The following is a 22,450-nucleotide window of genomic DNA, read 5'->3' on the forward strand; positions in this document are numbered from 1 at the left end:
TACTTATGATTTAGGCTTTTTTTTATCAAAAAATTTTTCTCGTGTCTTTATTAAAGTCATCTATCCATTCATTGTGGTCTGCACTCTTATTCTTGACATGTTTTTTTGCCCTATCTTGTTTTTATTTGAAGTAGTTCATAATGGGATGCAAGGAGATAGACTGAGAAGCTGAAAGCGCATTGTCTTGTTTATAAAGTGAGTCTGCTTATAAATTGAGTCTGCGGTATAATTTTTCCTTTAAACCGCCTTTTTGCGCAATATAAATTCCTTTTTTTCCGGAAAATAAAAAAGCGACTATACACGCTATTGCTATAAATAAAATAGGCTGAATCCCAAATAATTCATAACCCATTACAATACAGGCGAGCGGGGTGTTTGTAGCGCCTGAAAATACAGCTACAAAGCCCATGGCAGCCAGCAGGCTGATGGGAAGTGGAATAACGGTGCTTAATGCACTCCCCAAGGTTGCCCCGATAAAAAACAGCGGGGTGACTTCTCCGCCTTTAAATCCGGCAGAAAGGGTGAAAGTCGTTAAAAGCAATTTGATGATAAAGTCATAATAATTCGACTGATCGACAAATGCGTTCTGAATCATGGGGATACCAAGTCCAATATAGTTACTGCTATGGAATAACGTAATGATAAGTACTAAAATAATACCGCCGATCACTGGTCTAAGCAGAGGATATTTAATTCGTTTGAATTGAAGGCTAAAGAAATCGCTGGCAAATGTAAAAAGCCATGCTGTAATACCGAATAGAATGCCTGCGGCGAGGCTAAATCCAATATTGGTCAAGGACAGCATTGGAATAACATCATGAATTGGATAATGGGTGTGTGGAATATTCCATAATTGACAGCTGAAGTTCGCAAAATAGGCGGTAAATAAACAGGGCAGAATACCGAAATATCTTTTTTTGCCAATCAGTAGTACTTCCAGTCCGAATATCGTTCCGGCGAGCGGGGTGCCAAACACAGCGGCAAAGCCTGCAGTGATGCCGATCGAAATTAAGATGCGACGTTCAGTTTTATCGAAGTCAAACCAGCGATTAAGCTGATCGGAAACTGCTCCACCTATCTGTACAGCAGTTCCTTCACGACCTGCAGAACCCCCAAACAGATGTGTAAGTAAAGTTCCGAATAGGACAAGAGGCGCCATGATAAGCGGAATGCGGCGTTGGGGATGAAGGTATTCTTCAATCAGCAGGTTATTTCCTTTGCTTGCTGGATTTCCCCAATACTTATAGGACAATGCTATGGCAAATCCCGCTAGGGGAAGTCCATAAATTATCCAAGGATGAGCTTCTCGGTACTGCGTTACCCAATTGAGGGAAAAGAGAAAAAACGCACAAATAGAGCCTACGATGAAACCTATCGCACTACAGGAGATAAGCCATTTAAGAAAAAAATGAAGATTGCTTTGATTTGAATGTGTTATAGCCATAAGTCTACACTTTATATAAAATTGTTGTTTTATACTAAAATAGTAGACGTCATCAGCTTATTAAGGCGGTTCAGGGCAGACATCATTGCCATATATAGTTCAAATCTACAAAAAACGAATGATAATAGCAACCCAGCCTGCGATCATAAGTAATCCGCCGAGCGGGGTAATTGGGCCAAGAAACTTTAGATTCTTTTTCCAGTATTCAGCAAACGATAGAAAATATATACTTACCGAGAATAAAAGAGTTCCTAGTGTGATCAGATAAAATGCGACTCGTTCAGACTGAAGCTCAAAGTGGAAATTGAATCCCAGAATCAATAGGGTTAGCGCAGCATACATTTGATATCGAACGCCGACCTCAAAGGATTCCAGTTTTTCAGCTGATAGGAATTTTTTGAATGCATGGGCTCCAAATGCACCTAGGATAATAGCGAGTCCGCCAAATAGGGCGGCTGTGATGATGACAACGTTTTGCATGCCTAAATTTACTAAATTGCGGGTTTAATCATATCAATATGAAGGATTCCATAATCAGGGTAGGGCTCGGAAATTTGTTTAAACCCTAATTTTTCATAAAAGGATTTTAAATGAAATTGCGCACCTATCTGTATCTCACCTTCACCAAATTCTTTATAGAGCGATTCGATAGAATGAATCATTAATTGTTTGCTCAGACCGGTTCCGCGCGCTTCCTCGGCGACGATAACCCGACCAATCGAAGCTTGTGGGTAGGAAAGGCCCGGAGGAACCAATCTCGTGTATGCTATAATACGATCATCTTGTTCTGTCCACAGATGTAGACAGGCAAAATCTTTATCGTCCAATTCAGGATATAAACACTCCTGCTCCAAAACAAACACTTCCATTCGAAGCTTTAAAATACGATATAATTCTGTCGTGTTGAGTTCGTCAAAACTCTTTAGATTCCACTGAAAAGCCATAATTGAAATAAAAATAGAGTCAAATTATGTAATCGATATGGCTGGAAAGACATATCCAATTTAATTTGACTCTATTGATTTAAGCATTTTATGCAAGAAGACTTTTAACAACTTCAGAGATGGTTTTTCCATCTGCTTGTCCAGCAAGCTTTTGATTTGTGGCTCCCATTACTTTACCCATATCTTTAATGGAGGAAGCTCCTGTTTCGGCGATAATTGCTTTGACAATCGTTTCGACTTCTTCTCTGCTTAGTTGTTTTGGCAAATAAGCCTCAATTACTTTTTCTTCCTCAACTTCAATTTCATGAAGATCTTCACGGTTCTGAGTCTTGTAAATTTCAGCAGATTCGCGACGTTGTTTTACAAGTTTTTGTAAAACTTTAATCTCCGCCTCCTGATTAAGGTCTTCGGCATGACCTTTTTCTGTCTTTGCTAAGAGGATAGCTGCCTTAATTGCACGTAAGCCACGTAATTTTGCCGTGTCTTTTGCGATCATTGCGGCCTTAATGTCTTGATTTATTTGTATTTCTAATGACATGATATTTAAATTATTTTCGATTGACAATTGTGCCTGTCGCTTGCGCTGTAGGCATTATTAATAGATCGTTTATATTAACATGTGCAGGTCTGGTAATGACGAAAAGGATCGTTTCGGCAATATCTTTCCCTGTCAGGGCCTGCACACCATTATAGACATTTTTAGCTCTTTCCCGATCTCCATGGAAACGAACTTCCGAAAACTCCGTCTCCACCATCCCGGGGTCGATAGATGTTACTTTAATGCCCTGAGTTAACAAATCAATGCGCATAGCTTTAGTTAAAGCATCAACAGCATGTTTGGTAGCACAGTACACATTTCCATTCGGATAAACCTCTTTCCCTGCAATAGATCCTAAATTAACAATATGGGCGCCGTTTTCAGTATCCATAAGTGGTATCACAGATTTACTCACATACAGTAAACCTTTAATATTGGTATCAATCATTCTGTCCCAATCTCCGATATCACCATTTTGAATAGGATCCAATCCTTGGCTCAAACCAGCATTGTTGATGAGAACATTTATTTTCTTCCATGCTGGAGGCAGGCCCTCAATTTGATTCGCAACTTGTTCAGCATCGCGAACATCAAGCTCAAAAATATGGATCTGAATAGTAGGGTAGGCCGCTAACAATGCATCTTTTAATGCCTCTAAACGGTTTAACCTGCGCGCGCAAAGTAAAAGATTGTAACCTTCTTTCGCTAAAACTTCGGCACAAGCCTGACCAATTCCTGAACTTGCTCCTGTAATAAAAACTGTTTTAGTCATATAAAGTAACTCGTTGATATTAAAAATTAATCCGATTTGATTCAAAACCAGATCTTAGCTGGTACTATTTTGTAGCAATATAGATGGTACAGATACCAAATGTTTGCGGTCTAACAATAGTTTCATTAAAACCTGCCTTTTTGTTTATGGCAACGAACTTTTGGCCATCTGGAAATTGAGCAACAGATTCTGGTAGGTATTCATATGCACTGGAATCTTTTGAAAAGAATTTTCCAATGGTTGGTGTAATAAACTTGAAATAAAAATTATAAAGCTGTTTAATGGGGAATTTCTTTGGATTCGAAAATTCTAAAATAACAGCTTTCCCACCAGGTTTTAATACGCGGTATATGTCTGATAGGCCTTTCTCCAAGTTTTCAAAATTACGGACACCAAATGCTACGGTAACAGCGTCGAAAGTATTATCTTCAAATTGAAGCCTCTCTGAGTCTCCTAACGCTACCTCAAATTGATTATCTAATCCCTTGCTTGCAATTTTTTTCTTAGCGACTTCAAGCATTCCTTGGGAAATATCGACACCAATAATCTTTTTCGGATTCAAGATTTTAATTGATTCCAATGCAAAATCACCAGTTCCCGTCGCTACATCCAACATCAGTTGCGGTTTTATGGACTTCAAGGCATTGATGGCTTTTTTGCGCCATATAATGTCAATACCCAAAGACATGAAATGGTTTAAAAAATCATAGGAATGAGAGATGTTGTCAAACATATCTGCTACCTGTTTCTTCTTCCCATCGTTGGTATCTTTATAGGGTTTTAATGTTGAGGAGTCGTGCGTCATAGTTACAAAGATACAATATATGAATATTTTTTAGTGCTAAAAAAGGGATTTGTTTTCATCTTAAAGTCAGTTTGTTTTGATGATAGTCGAGGGGATTGATTTGCTTTTTACCATTTTGCTTATTCACAATGGCTTAAGTTATTAACATTTTTTAATGTGTTGATTTTAAGTGGTAATTTTTTATTTTCAACATCTTTTCAACAGTAAGTGTTGAAAACTCACTGTGTAAATCTGTGTCCTTCAAAGCTTTTTGAGGTTTCGGGTGTGATCGTTGAATTTCTCTGTGTGTAACTCCGTATGGTGGTGAATTTTATTTTTTATACATTTGTTATCCTATCTAAAATTTATAAGGATAGCAAAGCTATATTTCTGATATAATATCATGATGAACGACAGTAATTTTGAAGCGAATAACACGGATAATAACAAACGGGGTAATTATGGCGAACGTCGTACCAAATTAAATAATTTGGTGAGTGGTTTGGGTAAACTTCCGCCGCAGGCAGTGGATCTTGAGGAGGCTGTTTTGGGAGCTTTGATGCTTGAAAAGAATGCGCTGAGTGAAATTATTGATATTTTAAAACCGGAATCGTTCTATAAGGAATCACACCAAAAAATCTTTGAAGCGATTTTTGGCCTTTTTCAAAAGACTTCTCCAATTGATATATTAACCGTTACCTCGGAACTTAGACGGATGGGGGCTCTTGAAATGGTCGGCGGTGCCTATTATATTACGCAATTGACAGATCGCGTGGTTTCGGCAGCTAATATTGAGTATCATGCACGTATTATTTCACAGAAATATATCCAGCGTGAGCTGATTAAAGTTTCTACTGAAATTATTAATAGCTCATACGATGAAACGTCAGATATCTTCGATCTGTTGGATCATGCCGAAAAAAGTTTGTTTGATATCGCGCAGAATAACTTGCGGAGAGATTCAAGAAAGATGGACGATATTATGCGTGAGGCGATCTCTAATCTTGAGATGCTGCGTGACCGCACAGATGGTCTGACAGGTGTACCTTCGGGTTTGACTGCCTTGGATCGTATGACTTCAGGTTGGCAGCCTTCTGATCTGGTTATTATTGCAGCACGTCCAGCGATGGGAAAGACGGCATTCGTACTTTCCGTTGCACGTAATGCTGCAGTGGAACACGGAAAAGCAGTTGCCGTATTCTCGCTGGAGATGTCATCTGTTCAGCTTGTCAATCGTCTAATCGCTGGTGAAACCGAAATTGAGCAAGAGAAATTGAAAAAAGGAAATCTTGCTGATCATGAATGGCAACAATTACATTCGAGAATTGGTCGTTTAACTGATGCGCCTATTATTATTGATGATACGCCGGCGTTGAACGTGTTCGAATTTAGAGCTAAATGTAGGCGCTTAAAGGCACAATACGATATCCAGATGGTGATCGTCGATTACTTGCAGTTAATGCATGGAAAAGCAGACGGTAAAGGAGGGGGGAACCGTGAACAAGAGATTGGTAGTATTTCCCGTGCTTTGAAATCTGTTGCCAAAGAGTTAAATATTCCTGTGCTCGCATTGTCGCAGTTGAGTCGTGCAGTAGAGTCAAGGCCAGGAAATAGTAAGCGCCCTATGTTGTCCGATTTACGGGAGTCTGGTTCTATTGAGCAGGATGCGGATATGGTTCTTTTCTTATATAGGCCCGAATATTATGGTTTGACAGAAGATGAAGAGGGACGTCCTACTGCCGGTGTCGGTGAAGTTATTATTGCAAAACACCGTAATGGTGAGACCGGAATTGTTCCACTTCGCTTTGTGGGTAAATTTGTGAAGTTTGTGGATTTAGAAGATGAGTTTTCGGGTATGGGTGGTGGAGATGGATTCGGTGATGCACCGGCTACATTTTCTGCTTCTGCATTGAATCCGTCGCCAAACTTTGCTGATGATTTTAGTGCTGGGGGCTTCAGTGGGGGGATTACTATGCCATCCCGAATGAACGACATGCCTGATGATGCGCCATTTTAGTGATTAATTTTACATAAGTATTCCTAAATAATAGAAAAAACCGAATGATTTAAATTCGGTTTTTTCGTTTACAGCGACTTCGTAATTTATCTTGCTTATGTGGGCTTGTGCCTGCTATTTTTTTTGCCTTTAAAACTTGTATGTCACGCCAGCACCAACAATTTGCCTAATTTGTAGGGCAGAATTTCTCTTTCCAACTTCAACATTATCTTTAATAATCGGAATAGCCGTATTGTCATCGTAGATCATCTGTACACCTGCGTTTACTGTAATAAACTTATTTACCTTCATAAAAAGATTGGCCGTATAGTCGATATCTACATTTTGAGGTTTATCTAAATAGTTTGAATAGAGTTTTAGTATATTTTCAAATGAAATGTTCTCCATTAAATTTACTTTATAATAAGCATCAAATGATGCACCGAATTCAGTGCGGGACTTGCTGTTCGGATTTAGTCCATATCGTGTAGAAAGGAGTGTATCACTTACGAATACAAAGCGCACAGCCGCAGGTGAAAGATTAAATCTGAGGTTGTCCGATCGTTTGTAAGCAAAACCCGGACCGAAGCTCAGGTATGCCGGAGCTAAAAACCTGGATATCCTTTTTTGGGGTGAAGCTGTGTAATCATAACCATCGGCAAATTGTGTGTTAAAGTTTAGAAAAAAGGTATAAAGCCAATACTGAGACGCCTGATGTCCCAACAAGCTATTTAAAACTAATCGGTCATCATTTTTGCGCCAGTCCGACTCTTTTTGAAAGGTTAGCCCATAAGCCGCTAGGACCTTGTTGTCCCATGACCATTTGCCTTTTTTGTAATTGAAGTCGTAATTAAGAGTTAGGTTGCCGGAGAATGAATTTACACCACCTGCAGCCCAATTAGAAAATGAACTTTGGTTGATCAGAAAGGTGTTTTCTCCTTTGATAATCCAGGTTTTCGTACTGTCTACCGCGGTTGTCTGAGCGTAGGTTTCATGTGCTAATAAGCCAAAAGCAATAAGAATAATTGATTTTATTATTTTCATGTGTATACTTAATTTGTTTGCATTTCCATATTATTGTAATCCAGATGAGCACGTACAGTTTCACATCTTTTTAGACAACTAACGCAGCAGCTTTATTTCTGCGTATTGGAATTGTTGAAATATATTTCGTTCCTATTGTTATATACAACAATCTGATCTGATCGATGCGCTTAAAACGAGGTCATTATCCATTTTCAGCGTGATGTTTTAAGCGTGTACGAGAAAATAAATGTTTTATAACTAAACGAATAAATGAGGTTAATGTTTTTTTGTCCTTTTGATTGTGTTTATTTTAAATAAAATCAGAACTTTGCTCAATTGTATGTATGCGCTATTTATTAGCGTAGCAGCTCTTGGATAAAAGTTTATGAGCAGCTTTTGACAATACCCGGGAACAAGAACAAAGCCATTATTTTGGATCGAGAAAGCCGGCTTCTATTGTGCTATTCATAACAAAAACTTATAAAATGTTTAGATGAAGATAACGCTACTTTGTATAGGTAAGACAGATGACAAATACCTGATAGAGGGTATTGATAAGTATATTAAACGGTTAAAGTTTTATGTGAACTTTAATATCCTGGTGATACCAGACATCAAAAATGTCAAAAATCTTTCTGCTGAGCAGCAGAAAGATAAGGAGGCTCTTTTGATTCTAAAACAATTACAGCCTCAAGATTTAGTCGTTCTGCTGGATGAACATGGAAAAGAGTTTCGCTCCCTGGAGTTTTCTGCTTATCTGGAAAAAATGATGGTGCAAAGTGTTCAGCATATGGTATTTATTATTGGTGGCCCCTATGGATTTGACCAAAAAATTTATGATCGAGCAAATTCAAAAATTTCGTTGTCCAAGATGACATTTTCGCATCAAATGATTCGTTTGTTTTTTACAGAGCAGCTTTATCGTGCATTTTCTATCATGAAGGGAGAGCCTTATCATCACGAATAATATGGAAAAAAGTCCGTAACTTCATCATGAATAAAAACAAGCTTATGAATTTGCCCAACAAACGAGATTATCACTATAAAAGTGACGAAGGAGAAAAAAATAGCCAATTGAATAAATACATTATGATTGCTTGTATTATAATCGTAATCGCATTGGCCTATTTTTTCGCATAGCTTAATGCCCTTCCATACGGATCTAGTAAAAGAAATAAATCTCTTACTTAATATCCGTATGGAGGATATCAGCAGATAATTTTAATAAATTTTAATTGAATTGTTTAAGCAAGAACGCTTAATTTTTGGGAGAAGGTTGGCAGGTTTTGCGCGTTCTTTTTGGGGCGGTGTTGTTTACAAATCCCCAGTTGGTCATATAGAATGACAAGGGATTAATTTCTAATAGTTTTTTCATTTTTTCTTTTTTTACCATATAATAATTTATTGATTCGCTAATAGATGATCAATAATCGAGCCAAACTAAAGTGGTTGTCATGTTCGAAAAGAAATATAGCAAATAAGGTCGATAAAAAATAATTGAAAGGGTGTTTTTAGGGCTAGGTCAACATAAAACGCAGCCCATTTGAGAGGGGCTGCGTCGAATCGAAGTATTTATTTTTTATCAATTTTATATAATTTTCCGATATCTGTGATAGCGTACAGCGCGCCATCTTTTCCCTGCGTGATATCTCTAAATCGTTGACCTTCACTACCTAGTAGGCGTTCTTCTCCAACCACCTTGTTATCCTTTAGTATAATTCTGGCAATGTGCATGCTGCTCAAACCGCAAATAAAGAGATTATTCTTCCATTCTGGAATATTCTGTCCGGTATAGAATGTAATTCCACTAGGCGAGAGAACAGGATCCCAATAATAGACGGGTTGTTCCAGACCGTCTTTTTGTTGTATGCCCTCACCAACCTTATCTCCTTTATATTCTATACCATACGTAATCGTTGGCCATCCATAATTCTTGCCGGCTTCAATTCTGTTCAACTCGTCGCCGCCCCGTGGACCAAATTCAGTTTCCCAAAGATCGCCAGTTTCAGGATGTAAGACAAGTCCCTGTGGATTACGATGTCCATAACTGTAAATTTCCGGACGTGCATTTGCCTTGCCTATAAATGGATTCCCAGGGGCAGGCTGTCCATCAGTGGTTATGCGTAGGATCTTGCCCAATGCTGCATTCAGATCTTGTGCCAATGGTCTTGTGACCAAATCAGATCTTTCACCCGTGCTCAAAATAATATTGCCTTCTTTATCAAAGATAATACGGCCACCATAATGCAAGTTCCCTTTATGAGCAGGAGTAGCTTGGTAGATAACTTTAGCACCTTCTATCGATTTCTCGTCTGCGGACAGTTTTCCTTTCGCAACAGCCGTCAAAGTTCCGGCAGCGGTATTATCAGAGAAAACCCAATATATCATACGGTTTGACTCGAATTTTGGATCAAGACGTAATCCCAAAAGTCCACCTTGTCCACTGCTATTGACTTGAGGTAAACCTTTAATTGGTTCACTTAATTTACCGTCTACAGTTGCAATGCGAAAATCACCTTCTTTTTCTGAGATTAATAATCGGCCATCTGGTAGCGCAGTGATACCCCAAGGAGATTTTAATCCCTCGGCAATTACTTTACCTTCGAACGGTGTGCTCGTCTTTGCACCTTTAATTCTGGTTTGTCCAGCAAATGCAGGTTTATAATTCGTGTTTGCATTTTGTGTTTCTACGGGAGGATAACTTGTTGTATCAGTTGCAGAATTTGCACTGCTATCCGAACTTGAATTTGAATTCGCATGGTTTGAATTACATGCAGTTAATCCTAAAGATACTGTTAAGAGGCTTATTGTCAGTTTGGTTTTCATTATCTGTGACTTGTTTTTGGTCTGATTATCTGCTTGAAGATATTAAAAATTAATGAAATATTATTTTTCAGAATGTAATAATATAAATATATAACTCATGCTAATAAGAAAGGGGAATGCTAGTCCGCTAATTTGTTTTTAAGTATTAAAGGAGTTATTTTCCGGCCAGGCAGTTTTTTACAATTCGGTGGAGTTCAATATCGTTGTTTATATAATAATCACTTATATCTAGAATGGTGTTTGTATTTAAATTGTAAATACACACGGGAACGTAGTTGGGCTGTGCAGAGGTCTCGAAAGTCTTAAAATAATCTGCACTTTCCTGTATGTTTGAAAACTCTTTGGATTCGCAATGCTGTGTATCCTGATTATAAGCAATGGTTATAAAGTTCTTTTTCATTTTACTCGCCTTTTATCAGAATAACGAAAATTGGGAAGTAAAAGTTTTAAAAATTATTGCCTTTTATTTTCTAAACACTGATATGGCTTGCGGCTATCGGCTGTCCAAAAAATATTTTTGCTTTGTATTCAAAGTCCCTTGGATCGTCTGTTGTATAAAAGGCCAGTTGGCCATTTTGAGAACAAATTGTTTCAATTTCCCGGTGTCTATCAAGATATTCTTTTAAGCTATTGGCAACAATAGGTCCCTGGGAGATGATCTTTATATTACTTGGTGTATATTTTTGGATTACGGGTAGCAATAAAGGATAATGGGTGCAGGCAAGTACAATGGTATCGATTTGATCGGATTGCTGTAAAAGTTCCCGTAAATCTTTTTCTACAAAGTAATGTGCACCTTCTGTATTGATTTCATTGTTTTCTACTAAAGGAACCCAAAAAGGGCAGTCGTGCTGAAAAACCTCAATTTCTGGATTGAATTTGTGTATTTCTATTTTATAGGATTCAGATTTTACCGTTCCTGTAGTGGCTAAAATACCGATCTTGTTAGTTTTCGTAAAATTGTGTACGATTTCTGTAGTGGGTCTGATGACGCCAAGGACTTTCTTTCCAGGGGGAAGATCATGTTGTTGAATAGTCCTTAATGCTTTTGCAGAAGCCGTATTACATGCCAGAATAACGAGATTACAGCCCAGGTCAAATAATTTAAAAACACATTGTTTGGTGTAATTATAAACGGTCTCAAAGGATCTTGTACCGTAGGGAACACGGGCGTTATCGCCTAAATAGATATAATCGTATTGAGGTAAAAGTTGTTGAATTTCCTTGAATACGGAGAGTCCTCCATAACCGGAATCAAAAATACCAATAGGACAGGGGGTTGTTAAATTATCCATAACACAATGTTATAAGTTCTTTCACTTATAACATTGTGTCATAAGTTTCAGATTTATTGAAGCAAAGATGGTTTCTCTTTGTATATTTTCCAAATTAATTCGCCAAATAATGTATTTGTCCAAGCAAACCAATGTCTTGTGAATTTTTTAGGATCGTTTTTATGAAAAGACTCATGCATAAATCCAGTTCCACCATGTGTATTGACCAGTGTTTTAATACAATTACGAATCTCCTCATCATTTGTTGAGGTCTGCGCCCGCATAATAATGGACATCGGCCAGATCATATCTCTTCCTATGTGAGGTCCACCAATGCCTTCTGCTGCTGTTCCCTTAAAAAAGAATGGATTTTTATCAGACAAAACAAAGTTACGCGTACGTTGATAAACTTCGTTATTTAGATCTACAGCTCCTAAATAAGGTAGGGCCAACAAACTAGGGATATTTGCATCATCCATCATAAGATGGCTCGAAAAACCGTCTACTTCAAATGCGTAAATCCGGCCCAGTGTCGGATGGTCGATGATACCATATTTATTGACTGCTGCTTCGACCTCATTGGCAAGCGCTTCCATTTTTGCAGCGAGCTCGTGTTCATTTTTAACCTTTTTCAAGATCTCGGCAGACTGTCTAAGGCTAACAATCGCAAATAAATTGGATGGAATAAGAAATGAGAAAATTGTAGAATCGTCTGACGGTCGAAAACTAGAGCAAATCAAGCCAACTGGATTTACAGGATATCCGTAGCCATCTACCTGTAATGTGTCGGATCCTCTGGATGTTGTTCGCTCAAATTTATATGGGCCTAGACTATCTTTACGTTGTTGCTCAACGAAAGTCTGATATATTTTATGTTGTGCTTCTAACCATTCTTCATTAAATGGACTGCTGTCATTTGTTTCTTTCCAATAATGATAAGCTAATCGAATTGGATAACACAATGAATCGATTTCCCATTTTCGTTCATGAATTCCAGGTTTCATGTTTGTGTGATCACTGAACCATTCGCCTTTCTTTGTTGGATCGTTATAAAATGCATTGGCATAAGGATCAATATTGATGCATTTGCTCTGTTTTTGAATTAAGCCAACAATAAGATCCTGCAGTTTTTTGTCTTTTTTCATAAAAGGGAGGTACGGCCATACCTGCGCACTGCTGTCACGCAACCACATCGCGTCAATATCCCCTGTAATCACATAGGTATAATTTCTTCCGTTTTGGACATAGGGAAATACGGTAGTATCTAGGGTATTAGGAAAGCAGTTGTTAAATAACCAAGCCAGTTCCTTATTTTTAACATTTTTCTGAAATTCTACAATTGCATCTTCGATTACCTTGCTCGAGAAAAGTCTTTTCTCTTTACCTGTCCGAACAGTGGGAAAAGAATGTTCCTGAGCGAATGAAAATTTGCTTGTAAGTGCACCTGCGGTTAACAGGGTTGCGTTTTGGATAAATGTTCTGCGTTTCATGCTTATTAGGGCTATTTTTTATGATTTAAGGTTATTTACTGAAATGCAAGATATAAATATTTTTGAATAAAAGGAATAGCAAATACGATTTAGCATGATAAAATTGACTGAACATATGAATAAAGTCAATTTTATTCGGTTAATTTGCGTTTAGGAATGCATTTTGCTAGAAAAAATAATCTTTGAAATAATTTTATGAGGCTTAATATAACAAAAAATAATAATTTACTCCGAATTGTGCTGGCAGGCGTGGGAGTAGGTATTTCCTGCGGAGGTTTTGCCCAGATTAAGAGTCAGCCCTATTCGTATCATTTTTATCAAAAAATGAACGATGCGGTTTATTCTACGGAGACGAGAATGCATACGTCTGCTAAACCATTCGTCATAAAAGACTCTTTATTGTTAGCTAAGTTTGATTCAATCCAATCTAATAAACCCGTTTCTTCGTCTAATTGGTTCATGCGCAAAATCTTTAACGAACATCTTATTCAGGTTGAAAAAGACGATTACACATTTTACGCAGACTATTTGCCTGATATGTATATTGGAAAAGATATGCAAGGTGACAAACGTCGTACTTGGATGAATGGTAGAGGATTTCAGGTGGGATTGAATGTAGGAAACAAATTTACATTGAATACCTCTGCATTTGAAAACCAAGCTGTCTTTCCTAAATATTTAGATGATTATATTGTTGCACATAAAGTTATTCCGGGTCAAGGAAATACAAAATTTCAGTCCAAGAATAAAATGGACTGGATGTATGCGACAGCTAGTATGACTTATGACGCCCATAAGTATATCCAGGCAACTTTGGCTTACGACAAAAACTTTATCGGGGATGGCTATCGATCGATGCTTTTATCGGATTTTTCTTCAAACTATGCCCATTTGAAATTGACCGGGACCATAGGAAATGTTCAATATACTTCGATTTGGGCCTATATGAATGATCCGACGCATCCTAGACAGGATTTGACGGGTACAACTCCGATGGAAGGGCAGAATAATACACGTTTAGGAGACGGAAAAAAATGGGGGGCTTTTCAATATTTGGATTGGAATGTGACAAATAAGCTATCGATAGGCTTTTTTCAGTCTGTCGTTTGGGCTGCTCAAGATGAGGCTGGTAAAAGAGGTTTTGATTTTAGCTATATTAGTCCAATTATCTTTATTCGACCTGTTGAAAGTAATAACTCAACGTCGCCTGACAAAATGTTTTTGGGATTGACCTCCAAATATAAATTACCTTATAGATTGACTGCATATGGACAGTTTTTACTGGGTGAATTTACTGCTAAAGAGTTCTTCGCTGGTAACGGATATGCGCACAACAAATGGGGAGCACAACTTGGCGTAAGGGGATATGATATGTTTGGTGTGAAGAATTTAAATTTTCTTGCCGAGTATAATACAGCAAGACCATATACTTACGCACACTTTAAATCGTATTCAAACTATAGTAACAATGCCGAACCATTGGCTCATCCGAAAGGGGCAAACTTTAGAGAGCTTGTTGGTCTTGTGAATTATGCATGGGATAGATGGGACTTTTCGTTACAGGGCATGTTTACCCAGAATGGGCTGGATCTCCCGGATGGAAGTAATATGGGAGGAGATATTTTTCAATCCTATCGAACGATACCAAATTTATATGGAAACCACATTGCGCAAGGAATAAAGAACAATATCTATTATGCGGATGCTAAGGCTGCCTATGTGCTTAACCCCAAGTATAACCTTCGCTTAGAACTTGGTTATACCCAACGTTACGCAAAAGCACAATATGAAACACCGGTAGTCAATAAGTCTGGTGTTGTGTCATTTGGACTTCGCTCAAGTTTCCGGGCAATTTATAACGATTTATAGAAATTTTTATAAACTGATCTATCTAGAAATAAGACAAACTATATTGATTGGCCATAAACGCTACAAAAACCAATATAGTTTGTTTTTAAAACGAGGTCTCAGGACAAATTGAGAAGATAGGAAAAACAACTTTGATACAACCAGAATAAAATATCCGATAGTTGGCGATCCGTTCTTATAATTTATTACGGCTTAAAAACGATCTATTTAAACAAAAATGGTAAGGGTTAGCTCAGTTAACCAATGGACCAGCACAAAAATGATTATATTTCAATGAAAAAAATCCTCATACTGAATGGCCCAAATTTGAATTTGTTGGGTGTAAGGGAGAAATCGATTTATGGTAGCCAGGACTTCCTTAGCTACTTTGAAGAACTTAAACAACAGTTTGAAAAGGTACAATTGCACTATTTTCAAAGCAATTCAGAAGGAGAGTTAATCGATAAGGTCCACGAAGTTGGTTTTGAATTTGATGGAATTGTGTTGAATGCTGGAGCGTATACGCATACATCTGTTGCTATTGGAGATGCAATTGCGGCTGTTACAACACCTGTTATTGAAGTTCACATAAGCAATGTCCATCAAAGAGAGGAGTTTCGCCATCATTCGTTCCTGGCAAAGAATTGTAAAGGGGTGATCTGTGGTTTTGGCCTGGATAGCTACAGATTGGGTATCGAGGCGTTTATTAAATAATATCTTCTTTTGCAAGGAAGAGAAAAAATAGCTATAAAATAAAAAAGCGGGAATTCCCGCTTTTTTATTTTATAGCTAACAGACTTGTTCTAACCAATAAGACTTCTGATTTCGACTTCGTCTGCTTTTATCTGAGCTTTCATTTCTTCAAGCGAGTCAAACCGTTCATCATGTCGGATAAAATGAAGGAACTTGACACGTAGTGTCTTGCCGTAAATATCCTGATCGAAATCGAATAGGCTGATTTCAATAGCACGATTCATCCCATCAACAGTGGGCCTGGTCCCTATATAGCCCATACCTTTCGCAATTGAAACCGGACTTTCCTCTTTATACTCCCCTGTAGTGATGTTTTGGATATGATTATAGATATATACCTCAACAGCATAAATACCATAGGCCGGTATGAGTTTATGAGGTTCGTGAACCTGCAGGTTTGCTGTTGGAAATCCGATTGTACGCCCAATTTGGTCGCCTCTAATAACAGTTCCCGTTAATTCGAAAGGATAGCCTAAATAGAGGTTAGCCGTTCTTATATCGCCCTTTATAAGCGCTTCACGTACTCGTGTGGAGGATACTGCAATATCGTTGATATCCTGTTCTGGAATTTCGTCAACACTGTAGTCAAATATAGATGCAAACTGCTCTAAATCGCCCATAGTACCCTTTCGATCTTTTCCAAAATGGTGATCATAGCCTATCACAATCTTTTTTGTACCCAATTTGCCTACAAGAACATTACTAATATATTCTTCCGGAGTCTGATTTGAAAAATCACGGGAAAAAGGAATGATAATTAAGTGGTCAATTCCCACTTTACTCAATTGACTGACCTTTTCTTCGATATCGTTGATTAGGCGTAAACTATCATCATCTGGATTGATAATCAATCGTGGATGTGGGAAAAAAGTAAGCAAAATTGTCTCACCATTAATTTTATGAGCTGCTTCCTTTAAGTGAGCCAATATTTTTTGATGGCCAATATGAACACCATCGAAAGTACCGATGGTTACAACTGCATTTTCAACTGGTGAGAAATCATCTAAACTTCTGTAGATTTTCATTTATAGGAGTTTTTGCAAAAATAAGATAAAGAATCAATAAAATGGGAGGGTAAAGTTATTTAATGATTTCTTTATGACGTTTTATTTCAGCGATAAGTTGTTCTAGATTCCAGGCATTTTCTACCGAATAATCTCCACTTTTGGTGCGTCTTAAAGAACTCAGATGTGATCCACTCTGTAAGATTTTTCCAAAGTCATAGGCCAATGATCTAATGTAGGTTCCTTTTGAACAGGATATGCGAAAATACACGTTGGGAAGCTCGATCTTTTCAATGAGAAAGCTATTGATGCGTACCTGGCGGGATTTTATTTCAACCTCTTCGCCACGACGGGCCTTTTCATAGACGCGTTCACCATTAATTTTTATGGCTGAATGGGCTGGAGGAAACTGCTGAATTTCGCCTTCAAAGGATTTTGCTGCTTCGAAGATCATTTCCTCTGTGATGTGATCGATTGGAAATGTTTCGTCAATCTCTGTTTCCAGATCGTAAGAAGGCGTTGTCGCTCCTAATGTGATCGAACCTGTATATTCTTTGTCTTCAGCTTGGTAGCTGTCTATTTTTTTTGTTAGTTTGCCAGTGCAGACAATGAGCAGGCCGGTCGCAAGTGGATCTAGAGTTCCTGCATGACCGACTTTTAATTTTAATGGCTTGATTGAGTTTCTAACTTTACCAACAACATCAAAACTTGTCCATGTTAAAGGTTTATCGATCAACAACATTTCTCCTTCAGCAAAGTTGAACTTTGCTGAATTTTCACTAACCTCTATATTTTCCATCCGAAGATTTTAGATAATTTGTAAACTATGGCCCGAAAGTAGGAGGGCAAGAATAATAACACCAACGATGATTCGGTACCAACCAAATGCTTTAAAACCATATTTGGTCAAAAAGCCAATAAAAGACTTAATGGCTACAATTGCAACAACGAAACCAATTAGATTTCCAATAATAAGCAAATTAAGTTCTTCTCCTGTGAAGGTGTTACCTTCTTTAAAAAACTTTAAAAGCTTTACTGCAGAAGCACCAAACATCATAGGCAAAGCAAGGAAAAAGGAAAATTCCGCAGCAGCTTTACGGGTTAGTTTCTCAGCCATACCGCCAATAATTGTACTTGCAGATCTTGAGGTACCCGGGATTAATGCAAGACATTGGTATACCCCGATCATAAAAGCTTGTTTGTAGGAAACCTTGTCCGAATCTTCAACAGTTGGTTTGTTGAACCACTTGTCAACGAAAAGTAGCACTACGCCGCCGACTACCAACATCACTGCGACCATTAAAGGACTCTCTAATAATGCATCAATATAATCGTTGAATAGCAAGCCCAACACAGAGGCCGGAATCGCCGCAATAACCAATTTGTAATAAAATGAAAGCGTTTTAAAAAAACGTTTGTAGTATAATACCAGAACGGATAATATGGTGCCTAACTGGATCACAATTGTAAACAATTTGACAAATGCCGATGGTTGAATACCCATTAAGGCAGTAGCAATGATCATATGACCTGTCGAAGATACAGGCAAAAACTCCGTTAATCCTTCAATGATAGCAAGGATGATAGCTTCAATAATAGACATCTGTTTGAAATAAGATTATGCTTTAGTTGGATTTGTTTTTGGGGCGGTATAGAATTGCCGCAAATCCTATCGCAAACCCGAGAACAACAACAATAGGGGCCAAGGTAATCTTGGTAAAACTATAGATATCAGTTTCACCAGACATCAATGTAAAGCCTATGATTACAATAGCTAAACTCGCTATGAACAGTTGGTAATTTACTTTGGAGAATACAAATGAACCTTTGTTGACTGATTCAGTAGATTTCTTTATTTGAGCCATTTTTATCTGTATAAATCGTTAGATTGTGCCTTTAAATATTTTGTTACTGCGAAATAGGTGCTAAGTCCCGAAATGAGAATTCCAATCAAGATTACTCCTAAAAAGATCACCGCAAATTCGAACCAGTTGCGTAAAAAGACCAGTTCTGGTATTTGCTGTTGTGCAAATTTCAGCGTTAAAATGAGGAGTAAAATCGCGATCAAAGATCCCAGTAAACCATGAATGATGCCATACGTTATAAATGGTTTACGAATAAAGTTTTTAGTAGCCCCAATCAATTGCATACTTTTGATTAAGAAACGTTGTGAATAGATCGCAAGACGTATCGTATTGTTGATTAAAGCTACGGCGATAATCAATAAGATAACCGCAAAAGCAAGAACAATCATTCCGATGATGCGTACGTTTTTGTTGACCATGTCAATTAATGACTCTTGGTATACAACTTCTTTAATTTTATTGTTTTTGGAGATCTTTTCAATAAAAGTTTTAATGCTATCTGTATTGGCATAATTCTCTTTCATGTAAACATCCAAAGAAGGTAGAAGTGGGTTATGTCCCAAATATTGTACGAAATCCTCACCAAGATCTTCTTTCAAGTTTTTTGCAGCCAATTCCTTACTAATATATTCGGTGCGAAGCACGTAGGGATCTTTTTCCAGGTCTTTTTGTAGAGAAAGGACATCACCTTCACTTGTGCCATCATTTACGATGACATTTAAGACGATATTTTCCTTAACGTATTTCGAAAGATTTTTAGCGTGCACCAAGAGTAATCCCAACATACCTGTTACCAACAACACGAGAGCGATACTGATAACCGTAGATACATATACAGATTTTGTTTTTCTTTTTTGTGTGCTTAATTCGTATTCTGACATAATAAGCAAAAATTTATTTGCGAAAGTAACTATTTGAGTGGAAGATTTCGAATTAATCTTGTAATTACTTTGATAAAAATCAATTCGAAGGCTGTTTTCTTCCTATGTTTAATTAACTTTTCAATACTATAATTTATTGTTCAAACTACAAAACTTTTATCACATTTCAGTATTAAAATCGTAATTTCGCAAGTCATAAAAATTCCTTACGAATAAAAATGGAGTATAATCACAAATCATTAGAGAAAAAGTGGCAAAAGTTTTGGGCGGATCATCAAACGTATAAAACGTCCGATACGCATCAAAAGCCAAAATACTATGTATTGGATATGTTTCCTTATCCTTCCGGAGCGGGGCTGCACGTTGGTCACCCGCTGGGATATATTGCTTCGGACATCTTTTCAAGATATAAACGTTTGAAAGGTTTCAATGTATTGCATCCGATGGGATATGATTCTTTTGGACTTCCTGCAGAGCAATATGCCATTCAAACTGGTCAGCATCCTGCAGTGACGACTGAGGTAAATATCAATCGGTACCGTGAGCAAATGGATAACATTGGGTTCTCTTATGATTGGAGTAGAGAAGTACGTACTTCTGATCCGTCATATTATAAATGGACACAATGGATTTTTATGAGATTGTTTGATTCTTGGTATAATAAGGAATCCGATAAAGCTGAACCGATCGAAACGTTAATCGCGAGGTTTGTTGCAAGTGGTTCAACTGGCATTTCAGCAGTTTCGGATGAAGATGTCTTGGAATTCAGCGCTGACGAATGGAAATCTTTGGATGAAGAAAAACAGCAGCGGGAATTGTTGAAATATCGGATTGCTTATTTGCGTGAAAGTACAGTAAACTGGTGTGCTGCTTTAGGTACGGTATTAGCGAATGACGAGGTAATCAACGGTGTCTCTGAGCGTGGTGGTTATCCTGTGGAGCAAAAGAAGATGATGCAGTGGTCTATGCGTATTACTGCTTATGCGGATCGTTTATTGAAAGGTTTGGATACCATTGATTGGCCAGAACCTTTGGTTGAAATGCAACGTAACTGGATCGGAAAATCGGTAGGTGCCTCGGTGAAATTTCCCGTACCACAATTAAATACAGCAATTGAAGTGTTTACGACGCGTGTAGATACTATATATGGTGTTTCATTTGTCGTTTTGGCTCCAGAACATGAATTGGTTGCAGCATTGACTACCCCTGAGCAGCAAACAGAAGTAGACGCCTATATCGAGAAAACTTCGAAAAAATCTGAATTGGATCGTATGGCTGATACAAAAACAGTCTCTGGTGCTTTTACTGGTTCTTACGCTAAACATCCAATTTCTGGACAGGATGTACAGATTTGGATCGCGGATTATGTACTTGCTGGTTATGGCACAGGTGCTGTAATGGCTGTTCCTAGTGGCGATCAACGTGACTATGTGTTTGCTAAACATTTCACTCTTCCTATTATTCCTATTTCGGATACTCAAAATATTGAAGAAGTAGCTGATCCAAATAAAGATGGAAAATACATCAATTCCGATTTTATCAATGGTATGACTTACCAAGAGGCGGTTCCTGCTTTGATTGCTAAATTGGAAGAATTAAAATTAGGTAAAGCGAAAATAAACTTCCGCATGCGTGATGCTATTTTTGGGCGTCAGCGTTATTGGGGAGAACCCGTGCCTGTCTACTTTAAAAATGGATTACCTTATTTAATTAAAGAAGAAGAATTACCGCTCTTATTGCCCGAAGTTGATAAATATTTACCAACGGAATCGGGTGAACCTCCATTGGGAAGGGCCAAAGATTGGAAATATGAAGATCAATATGAGTATGAATTGAGTACGATGCCGGGATGGGCAGGCTCCTCATGGTATTGGTTTAGATATATGGATCCAAAAAATGAAGGTAATTTTGCATCCAAAGAGGCTGTGGATTATTGGAAAGCCGTAGATTTATATATCGGTGGTTCTGAGCATGCTACTGGACACTTGTTGTATTCGCGTTTTTGGAACAAGTTCTTGAAAGATTTGGGTTACCAAAATGAGGAAGAGCCATTCCGCAAATTGATTAATCAAGGCATGATTCAAGGGCGCTCTAATTTTGTGTATCGTGTACTTGATGACGAAGGGAGAGGTACAAATCAATTTGTGTCTTATGGATTAAAAAATGAATACAAAACTATTCCTTTACATGTAGACGTGAATATTGTTCATAATGATGTGCTGGATTTGGAAAAATTCAAAAACTTCAGGCCGGATTTTGCAAATGCTGAATTTGTATTGGAAAATGGGAAGTATATCTGCGGTAGTGAGGTGGAGAAAATGTCTAAATCCAAATTCAATGTGGTCAATCCTGATGATATTATCGAATCCTATGGAGCAGATACATTGCGTCTATACGAAATGTTTTTAGGGCCTTTGGAGCAGGCTAAGCCTTGGAATACAAATGGTATTGAAGGGGTTTATAAGTTCTTACGTAAAGTATGGCGACTGTTCCACGATGCTGAGGGTAATTTTAGTGTTTCCAATGAAGATCCATCCAAAGCAGAGTTTAAAGCCTTACATAAAATTATCAAAAAGGTGGAAGATGATATTGAACGTTTCTCATTCAATACTTCTGTTTCAGCATTTATGATCTGTGTCAATGAATTGACTGAGTTGAAATGCAATAAAAGACAGATATTGGAACAGCTCGTCATTGTTCTTCAGCCTTATGCACCACATATTACGGAAGAGTTGTGGGCGCTGTTGGGTAACGACGCCGGTACACTTTCTTACGCTTCATATCCTGTGTTCAAGGCAGAATATTTGGTTGAATCTGAATTTGCTTATCCGGTATCTTTCAATGGTAAGATGAAATTCAATTTATCATTACCGCTTGATTTAGATCAAAAAGCAGTAGAAGATACGATTAGAGCACATACTGATGTACAACGGCATTTAGATGGGAAGGCAATCAAAAAGATTATTTTTGTCAAAGGAAAAATAATCAATATCGTGATTTAACCC

General features: G+C 37.8%; 21 protein-coding genes and 1 riboswitch. Of the genes, 5 read left to right on the forward strand and 16 right to left on the reverse strand.

The genetic code is table 11. The features are described 5' to 3' along the window. Positions 1 to 205 precede the first annotated feature (205 nt). The 6 genes from IQ31_RS02460 to ubiE form a co-directional block, all read right to left on the reverse strand. On the reverse strand, positions 206 to 1,444 hold the full coding sequence (locus IQ31_RS02460; protein WP_088162180.1) for a voltage-gated chloride channel family protein: 1,239 nt from the start codon (positions 1,442 to 1,444) through the stop codon (positions 206 to 208). A 36-nt stretch (positions 1,445 to 1,480) separates the two neighbouring features. Further along, a riboswitch (Fluoride riboswitch) is annotated at positions 1,481 to 1,543 on the reverse strand. Between the two features lie 6 nt (positions 1,544 to 1,549). After that, a complete protein-coding gene (locus IQ31_RS02465; RefSeq protein WP_088162179.1) occupies positions 1,550 to 1,924 on the reverse strand; it encodes a DUF423 domain-containing protein in 375 nt (124 codons plus the stop codon). An 11-nt stretch (positions 1,925 to 1,935) separates the two neighbouring features. Continuing rightward, positions 1,936 to 2,388, reverse strand: a complete 453-nt coding sequence (locus IQ31_RS02470) for a GNAT family N-acetyltransferase (RefSeq protein WP_088162178.1) — start codon at positions 2,386 to 2,388, stop codon at positions 1,936 to 1,938. An 88-nt stretch (positions 2,389 to 2,476) separates the two neighbouring features. Then, positions 2,477 to 2,926, reverse strand: coding sequence for a GatB/YqeY domain-containing protein (locus tag IQ31_RS02475; RefSeq protein WP_088162177.1), 450 nt, complete (start codon positions 2,924 to 2,926; stop codon positions 2,477 to 2,479). Positions 2,927 to 2,936: 10 nt separating this feature from the next. After that, on the reverse strand, positions 2,937 to 3,698 hold the full coding sequence (locus tag IQ31_RS02480; protein ID WP_088162176.1) for an SDR family NAD(P)-dependent oxidoreductase: 762 nt from the start codon (positions 3,696 to 3,698) through the stop codon (positions 2,937 to 2,939). Positions 3,699 to 3,762: 64 nt separating this feature from the next. Beyond that, a complete protein-coding gene (gene ubiE / locus IQ31_RS02485) occupies positions 3,763 to 4,503 on the reverse strand; it encodes a bifunctional demethylmenaquinone methyltransferase/2-methoxy-6-polyprenyl-1,4-benzoquinol methylase UbiE (RefSeq protein ID WP_145327023.1) in 741 nt (246 codons plus the stop codon). Between the two features lie 385 nt (positions 4,504 to 4,888). Between ubiE and dnaB the strand changes: the two genes are divergently transcribed. Next, a complete protein-coding gene (gene dnaB, locus IQ31_RS02490) occupies positions 4,889 to 6,499 on the forward strand; it encodes a replicative DNA helicase (RefSeq protein WP_370445164.1) in 1,611 nt (536 codons plus the stop codon). A 129-nt stretch (positions 6,500 to 6,628) separates the two neighbouring features. On the opposite strand, the gene IQ31_RS02495 is transcribed toward dnaB, so the two are convergent. After that, positions 6,629 to 7,522, reverse strand: a complete 894-nt coding sequence (locus IQ31_RS02495) for a DUF3078 domain-containing protein (RefSeq protein ID WP_088162174.1) — start codon at positions 7,520 to 7,522, stop codon at positions 6,629 to 6,631. Positions 7,523 to 7,997: 475 nt separating this feature from the next. On the opposite strand from IQ31_RS02495, the gene rlmH reads away from it, so the two are divergent. Next, the gene (rlmH, locus tag IQ31_RS02500; RefSeq protein ID WP_145327024.1) at positions 7,998 to 8,471 is read left to right on the forward strand and encodes a 23S rRNA (pseudouridine(1915)-N(3))-methyltransferase RlmH; all 474 of its coding nucleotides are present in this window, start codon (positions 7,998 to 8,000) and stop codon (positions 8,469 to 8,471) included. A 605-nt stretch (positions 8,472 to 9,076) separates the two neighbouring features. Here the strand turns inward: rlmH and IQ31_RS02505 are convergent. The 4 genes from IQ31_RS02505 to IQ31_RS02520 form a co-directional block, all read right to left on the reverse strand. Then, positions 9,077 to 10,330 (reverse strand): PQQ-dependent sugar dehydrogenase, encoded by a 1,254-nt coding sequence (locus tag IQ31_RS02505; protein ID WP_145327025.1) that lies wholly within the window; start codon positions 10,328 to 10,330, stop codon positions 9,077 to 9,079. Between the two features lie 154 nt (positions 10,331 to 10,484). Further along, on the reverse strand, positions 10,485 to 10,730 hold the full coding sequence (locus IQ31_RS02510; protein WP_088162171.1) for a hypothetical protein: 246 nt from the start codon (positions 10,728 to 10,730) through the stop codon (positions 10,485 to 10,487). 70 nt (positions 10,731 to 10,800) lie between these two features. Then, positions 10,801 to 11,625, reverse strand: coding sequence for a glutamate racemase (gene murI, locus IQ31_RS02515; RefSeq protein WP_145327026.1), 825 nt, complete (start codon positions 11,623 to 11,625; stop codon positions 10,801 to 10,803). Between the two features lie 53 nt (positions 11,626 to 11,678). Then, entirely contained in the window at positions 11,679 to 13,094 is a 1,416-nt protein-coding gene (locus IQ31_RS02520) for a glycoside hydrolase family 125 protein (protein ID WP_088162169.1), read from the reverse strand. 195 nt (positions 13,095 to 13,289) lie between these two features. Between IQ31_RS02520 and IQ31_RS02525 the strand changes: the two genes are divergently transcribed. Both IQ31_RS02525 and aroQ read left to right on the forward strand, forming a co-directional pair. Further along, complete coding sequence (locus IQ31_RS02525) at positions 13,290 to 14,963, forward strand: gliding motility protein RemB (protein WP_244294309.1); 1,674 nt, start codon at positions 13,290 to 13,292, stop codon at positions 14,961 to 14,963. 273 nt (positions 14,964 to 15,236) lie between these two features. Further along, on the forward strand, positions 15,237 to 15,656 hold the full coding sequence (gene aroQ / locus IQ31_RS02530) for a type II 3-dehydroquinate dehydratase (RefSeq protein ID WP_088163621.1): 420 nt from the start codon (positions 15,237 to 15,239) through the stop codon (positions 15,654 to 15,656). Positions 15,657 to 15,745: 89 nt separating this feature from the next. Here the strand turns inward: aroQ and IQ31_RS02535 are convergent, their stop codons facing one another. The 5 genes from IQ31_RS02535 to IQ31_RS02555 are packed head-to-tail and all read right to left on the reverse strand — an operon-like array spanning position 15,746 to position 19,445. Continuing rightward, a complete protein-coding gene (locus IQ31_RS02535) occupies positions 15,746 to 16,720 on the reverse strand; it encodes a bifunctional riboflavin kinase/FAD synthetase (RefSeq protein ID WP_046674485.1) in 975 nt (324 codons plus the stop codon). Positions 16,721 to 16,775: 55 nt separating this feature from the next. After that, positions 16,776 to 17,498, reverse strand: coding sequence for a tRNA pseudouridine(55) synthase TruB (truB, locus tag IQ31_RS02540; protein ID WP_088162168.1), 723 nt, complete (start codon positions 17,496 to 17,498; stop codon positions 16,776 to 16,778). A gap of 9 nt (positions 17,499 to 17,507) precedes the next feature. Continuing rightward, positions 17,508 to 18,302 (reverse strand): undecaprenyl-diphosphate phosphatase, encoded by a 795-nt coding sequence (locus tag IQ31_RS02545; RefSeq protein WP_088162167.1) that lies wholly within the window; start codon positions 18,300 to 18,302, stop codon positions 17,508 to 17,510. A gap of 22 nt (positions 18,303 to 18,324) precedes the next feature. Then, complete coding sequence (locus tag IQ31_RS02550) at positions 18,325 to 18,564, reverse strand: DUF3098 domain-containing protein (protein ID WP_075993313.1); 240 nt, start codon at positions 18,562 to 18,564, stop codon at positions 18,325 to 18,327. 2 nt (positions 18,565 to 18,566) lie between these two features. Then, complete coding sequence (locus IQ31_RS02555) at positions 18,567 to 19,445, reverse strand: cell division protein FtsX (protein WP_046674489.1); 879 nt, start codon at positions 19,443 to 19,445, stop codon at positions 18,567 to 18,569. A 218-nt stretch (positions 19,446 to 19,663) separates the two neighbouring features. On the opposite strand from IQ31_RS02555, the gene leuS reads away from it, so the two are divergent. Then, positions 19,664 to 22,447, forward strand: coding sequence for a leucine--tRNA ligase (gene leuS, locus IQ31_RS02560; RefSeq protein ID WP_088162166.1), 2,784 nt, complete (start codon positions 19,664 to 19,666; stop codon positions 22,445 to 22,447). Positions 22,448 to 22,450: the final 3 nt, after the last annotated feature.

The organism is Sphingobacterium siyangense, from assembly GCF_007830445.1.
Lineage (GTDB): Bacteria > Bacteroidota > Bacteroidia > Sphingobacteriales > Sphingobacteriaceae > Sphingobacterium > Sphingobacterium siyangense.

What these genes read in the sequence shown, in the direction of transcription:
- IQ31_RS02510 (WP_088162171.1), bottom strand. Translation starts at nt 10,730, where the DNA reads ATGAAAAAGAACTTTATAACCATTGCTTATAATCAGGATACACAGCAT.
- IQ31_RS02525 (WP_244294309.1), top strand. Translation starts at nt 13,290, where the DNA reads ATGAGGCTTAATATAACAAAAAATAATAATTTACTCCGAATTGTGCTG.
- murI (WP_145327026.1), bottom strand. Translation starts at nt 11,625, where the DNA reads ATGGATAATTTAACAACCCCCTGTCCTATTGGTATTTTTGATTCCGGT.
- IQ31_RS02470 (WP_088162178.1), bottom strand. Translation starts at nt 2,388, where the DNA reads ATGGCTTTTCAGTGGAATCTAAAGAGTTTTGACGAACTCAACACGACA.
- IQ31_RS02520 (WP_088162169.1), bottom strand. Translation starts at nt 13,094, where the DNA reads ATGAAACGCAGAACATTTATCCAAAACGCAACCCTGTTAACCGCAGGT.
- rlmH (WP_145327024.1), top strand. Translation starts at nt 7,998, where the DNA reads ATGAAGATAACGCTACTTTGTATAGGTAAGACAGATGACAAATACCTG.
- IQ31_RS02545 (WP_088162167.1), bottom strand. Translation starts at nt 18,302, where the DNA reads ATGTCTATTATTGAAGCTATCATCCTTGCTATCATTGAAGGATTAACG.
- IQ31_RS02505 (WP_145327025.1), bottom strand. Translation starts at nt 10,330, where the DNA reads ATGAAAACCAAACTGACAATAAGCCTCTTAACAGTATCTTTAGGATTA.
- ubiE (WP_145327023.1), bottom strand. Translation starts at nt 4,503, where the DNA reads ATGACGCACGACTCCTCAACATTAAAACCCTATAAAGATACCAACGAT.
- IQ31_RS02535 (WP_046674485.1), bottom strand. Translation starts at nt 16,720, where the DNA reads ATGAAAATCTACAGAAGTTTAGATGATTTCTCACCAGTTGAAAATGCA.
- IQ31_RS02475 (WP_088162177.1), bottom strand. Translation starts at nt 2,926, where the DNA reads ATGTCATTAGAAATACAAATAAATCAAGACATTAAGGCCGCAATGATC.
- aroQ (WP_088163621.1), top strand. Translation starts at nt 15,237, where the DNA reads ATGAAAAAAATCCTCATACTGAATGGCCCAAATTTGAATTTGTTGGGT.
- leuS (WP_088162166.1), top strand. Translation starts at nt 19,664, where the DNA reads ATGGAGTATAATCACAAATCATTAGAGAAAAAGTGGCAAAAGTTTTGG.
- IQ31_RS02555 (WP_046674489.1), bottom strand. Translation starts at nt 19,445, where the DNA reads ATGTCAGAATACGAATTAAGCACACAAAAAAGAAAAACAAAATCTGTA.
- truB (WP_088162168.1), bottom strand. Translation starts at nt 17,498, where the DNA reads ATGGAAAATATAGAGGTTAGTGAAAATTCAGCAAAGTTCAACTTTGCT.
- dnaB (WP_370445164.1), top strand. Translation starts at nt 4,889, where the DNA reads ATGAACGACAGTAATTTTGAAGCGAATAACACGGATAATAACAAACGG.
- IQ31_RS02495 (WP_088162174.1), bottom strand. Translation starts at nt 7,522, where the DNA reads ATGAAAATAATAAAATCAATTATTCTTATTGCTTTTGGCTTATTAGCA.
- IQ31_RS02480 (WP_088162176.1), bottom strand. Translation starts at nt 3,698, where the DNA reads ATGACTAAAACAGTTTTTATTACAGGAGCAAGTTCAGGAATTGGTCAG.
- IQ31_RS02460 (WP_088162180.1), bottom strand. Translation starts at nt 1,444, where the DNA reads ATGGCTATAACACATTCAAATCAAAGCAATCTTCATTTTTTTCTTAAA.
- IQ31_RS02465 (WP_088162179.1), bottom strand. Translation starts at nt 1,924, where the DNA reads ATGCAAAACGTTGTCATCATCACAGCCGCCCTATTTGGCGGACTCGCT.
- IQ31_RS02550 (WP_075993313.1), bottom strand. Translation starts at nt 18,564, where the DNA reads ATGGCTCAAATAAAGAAATCTACTGAATCAGTCAACAAAGGTTCATTT.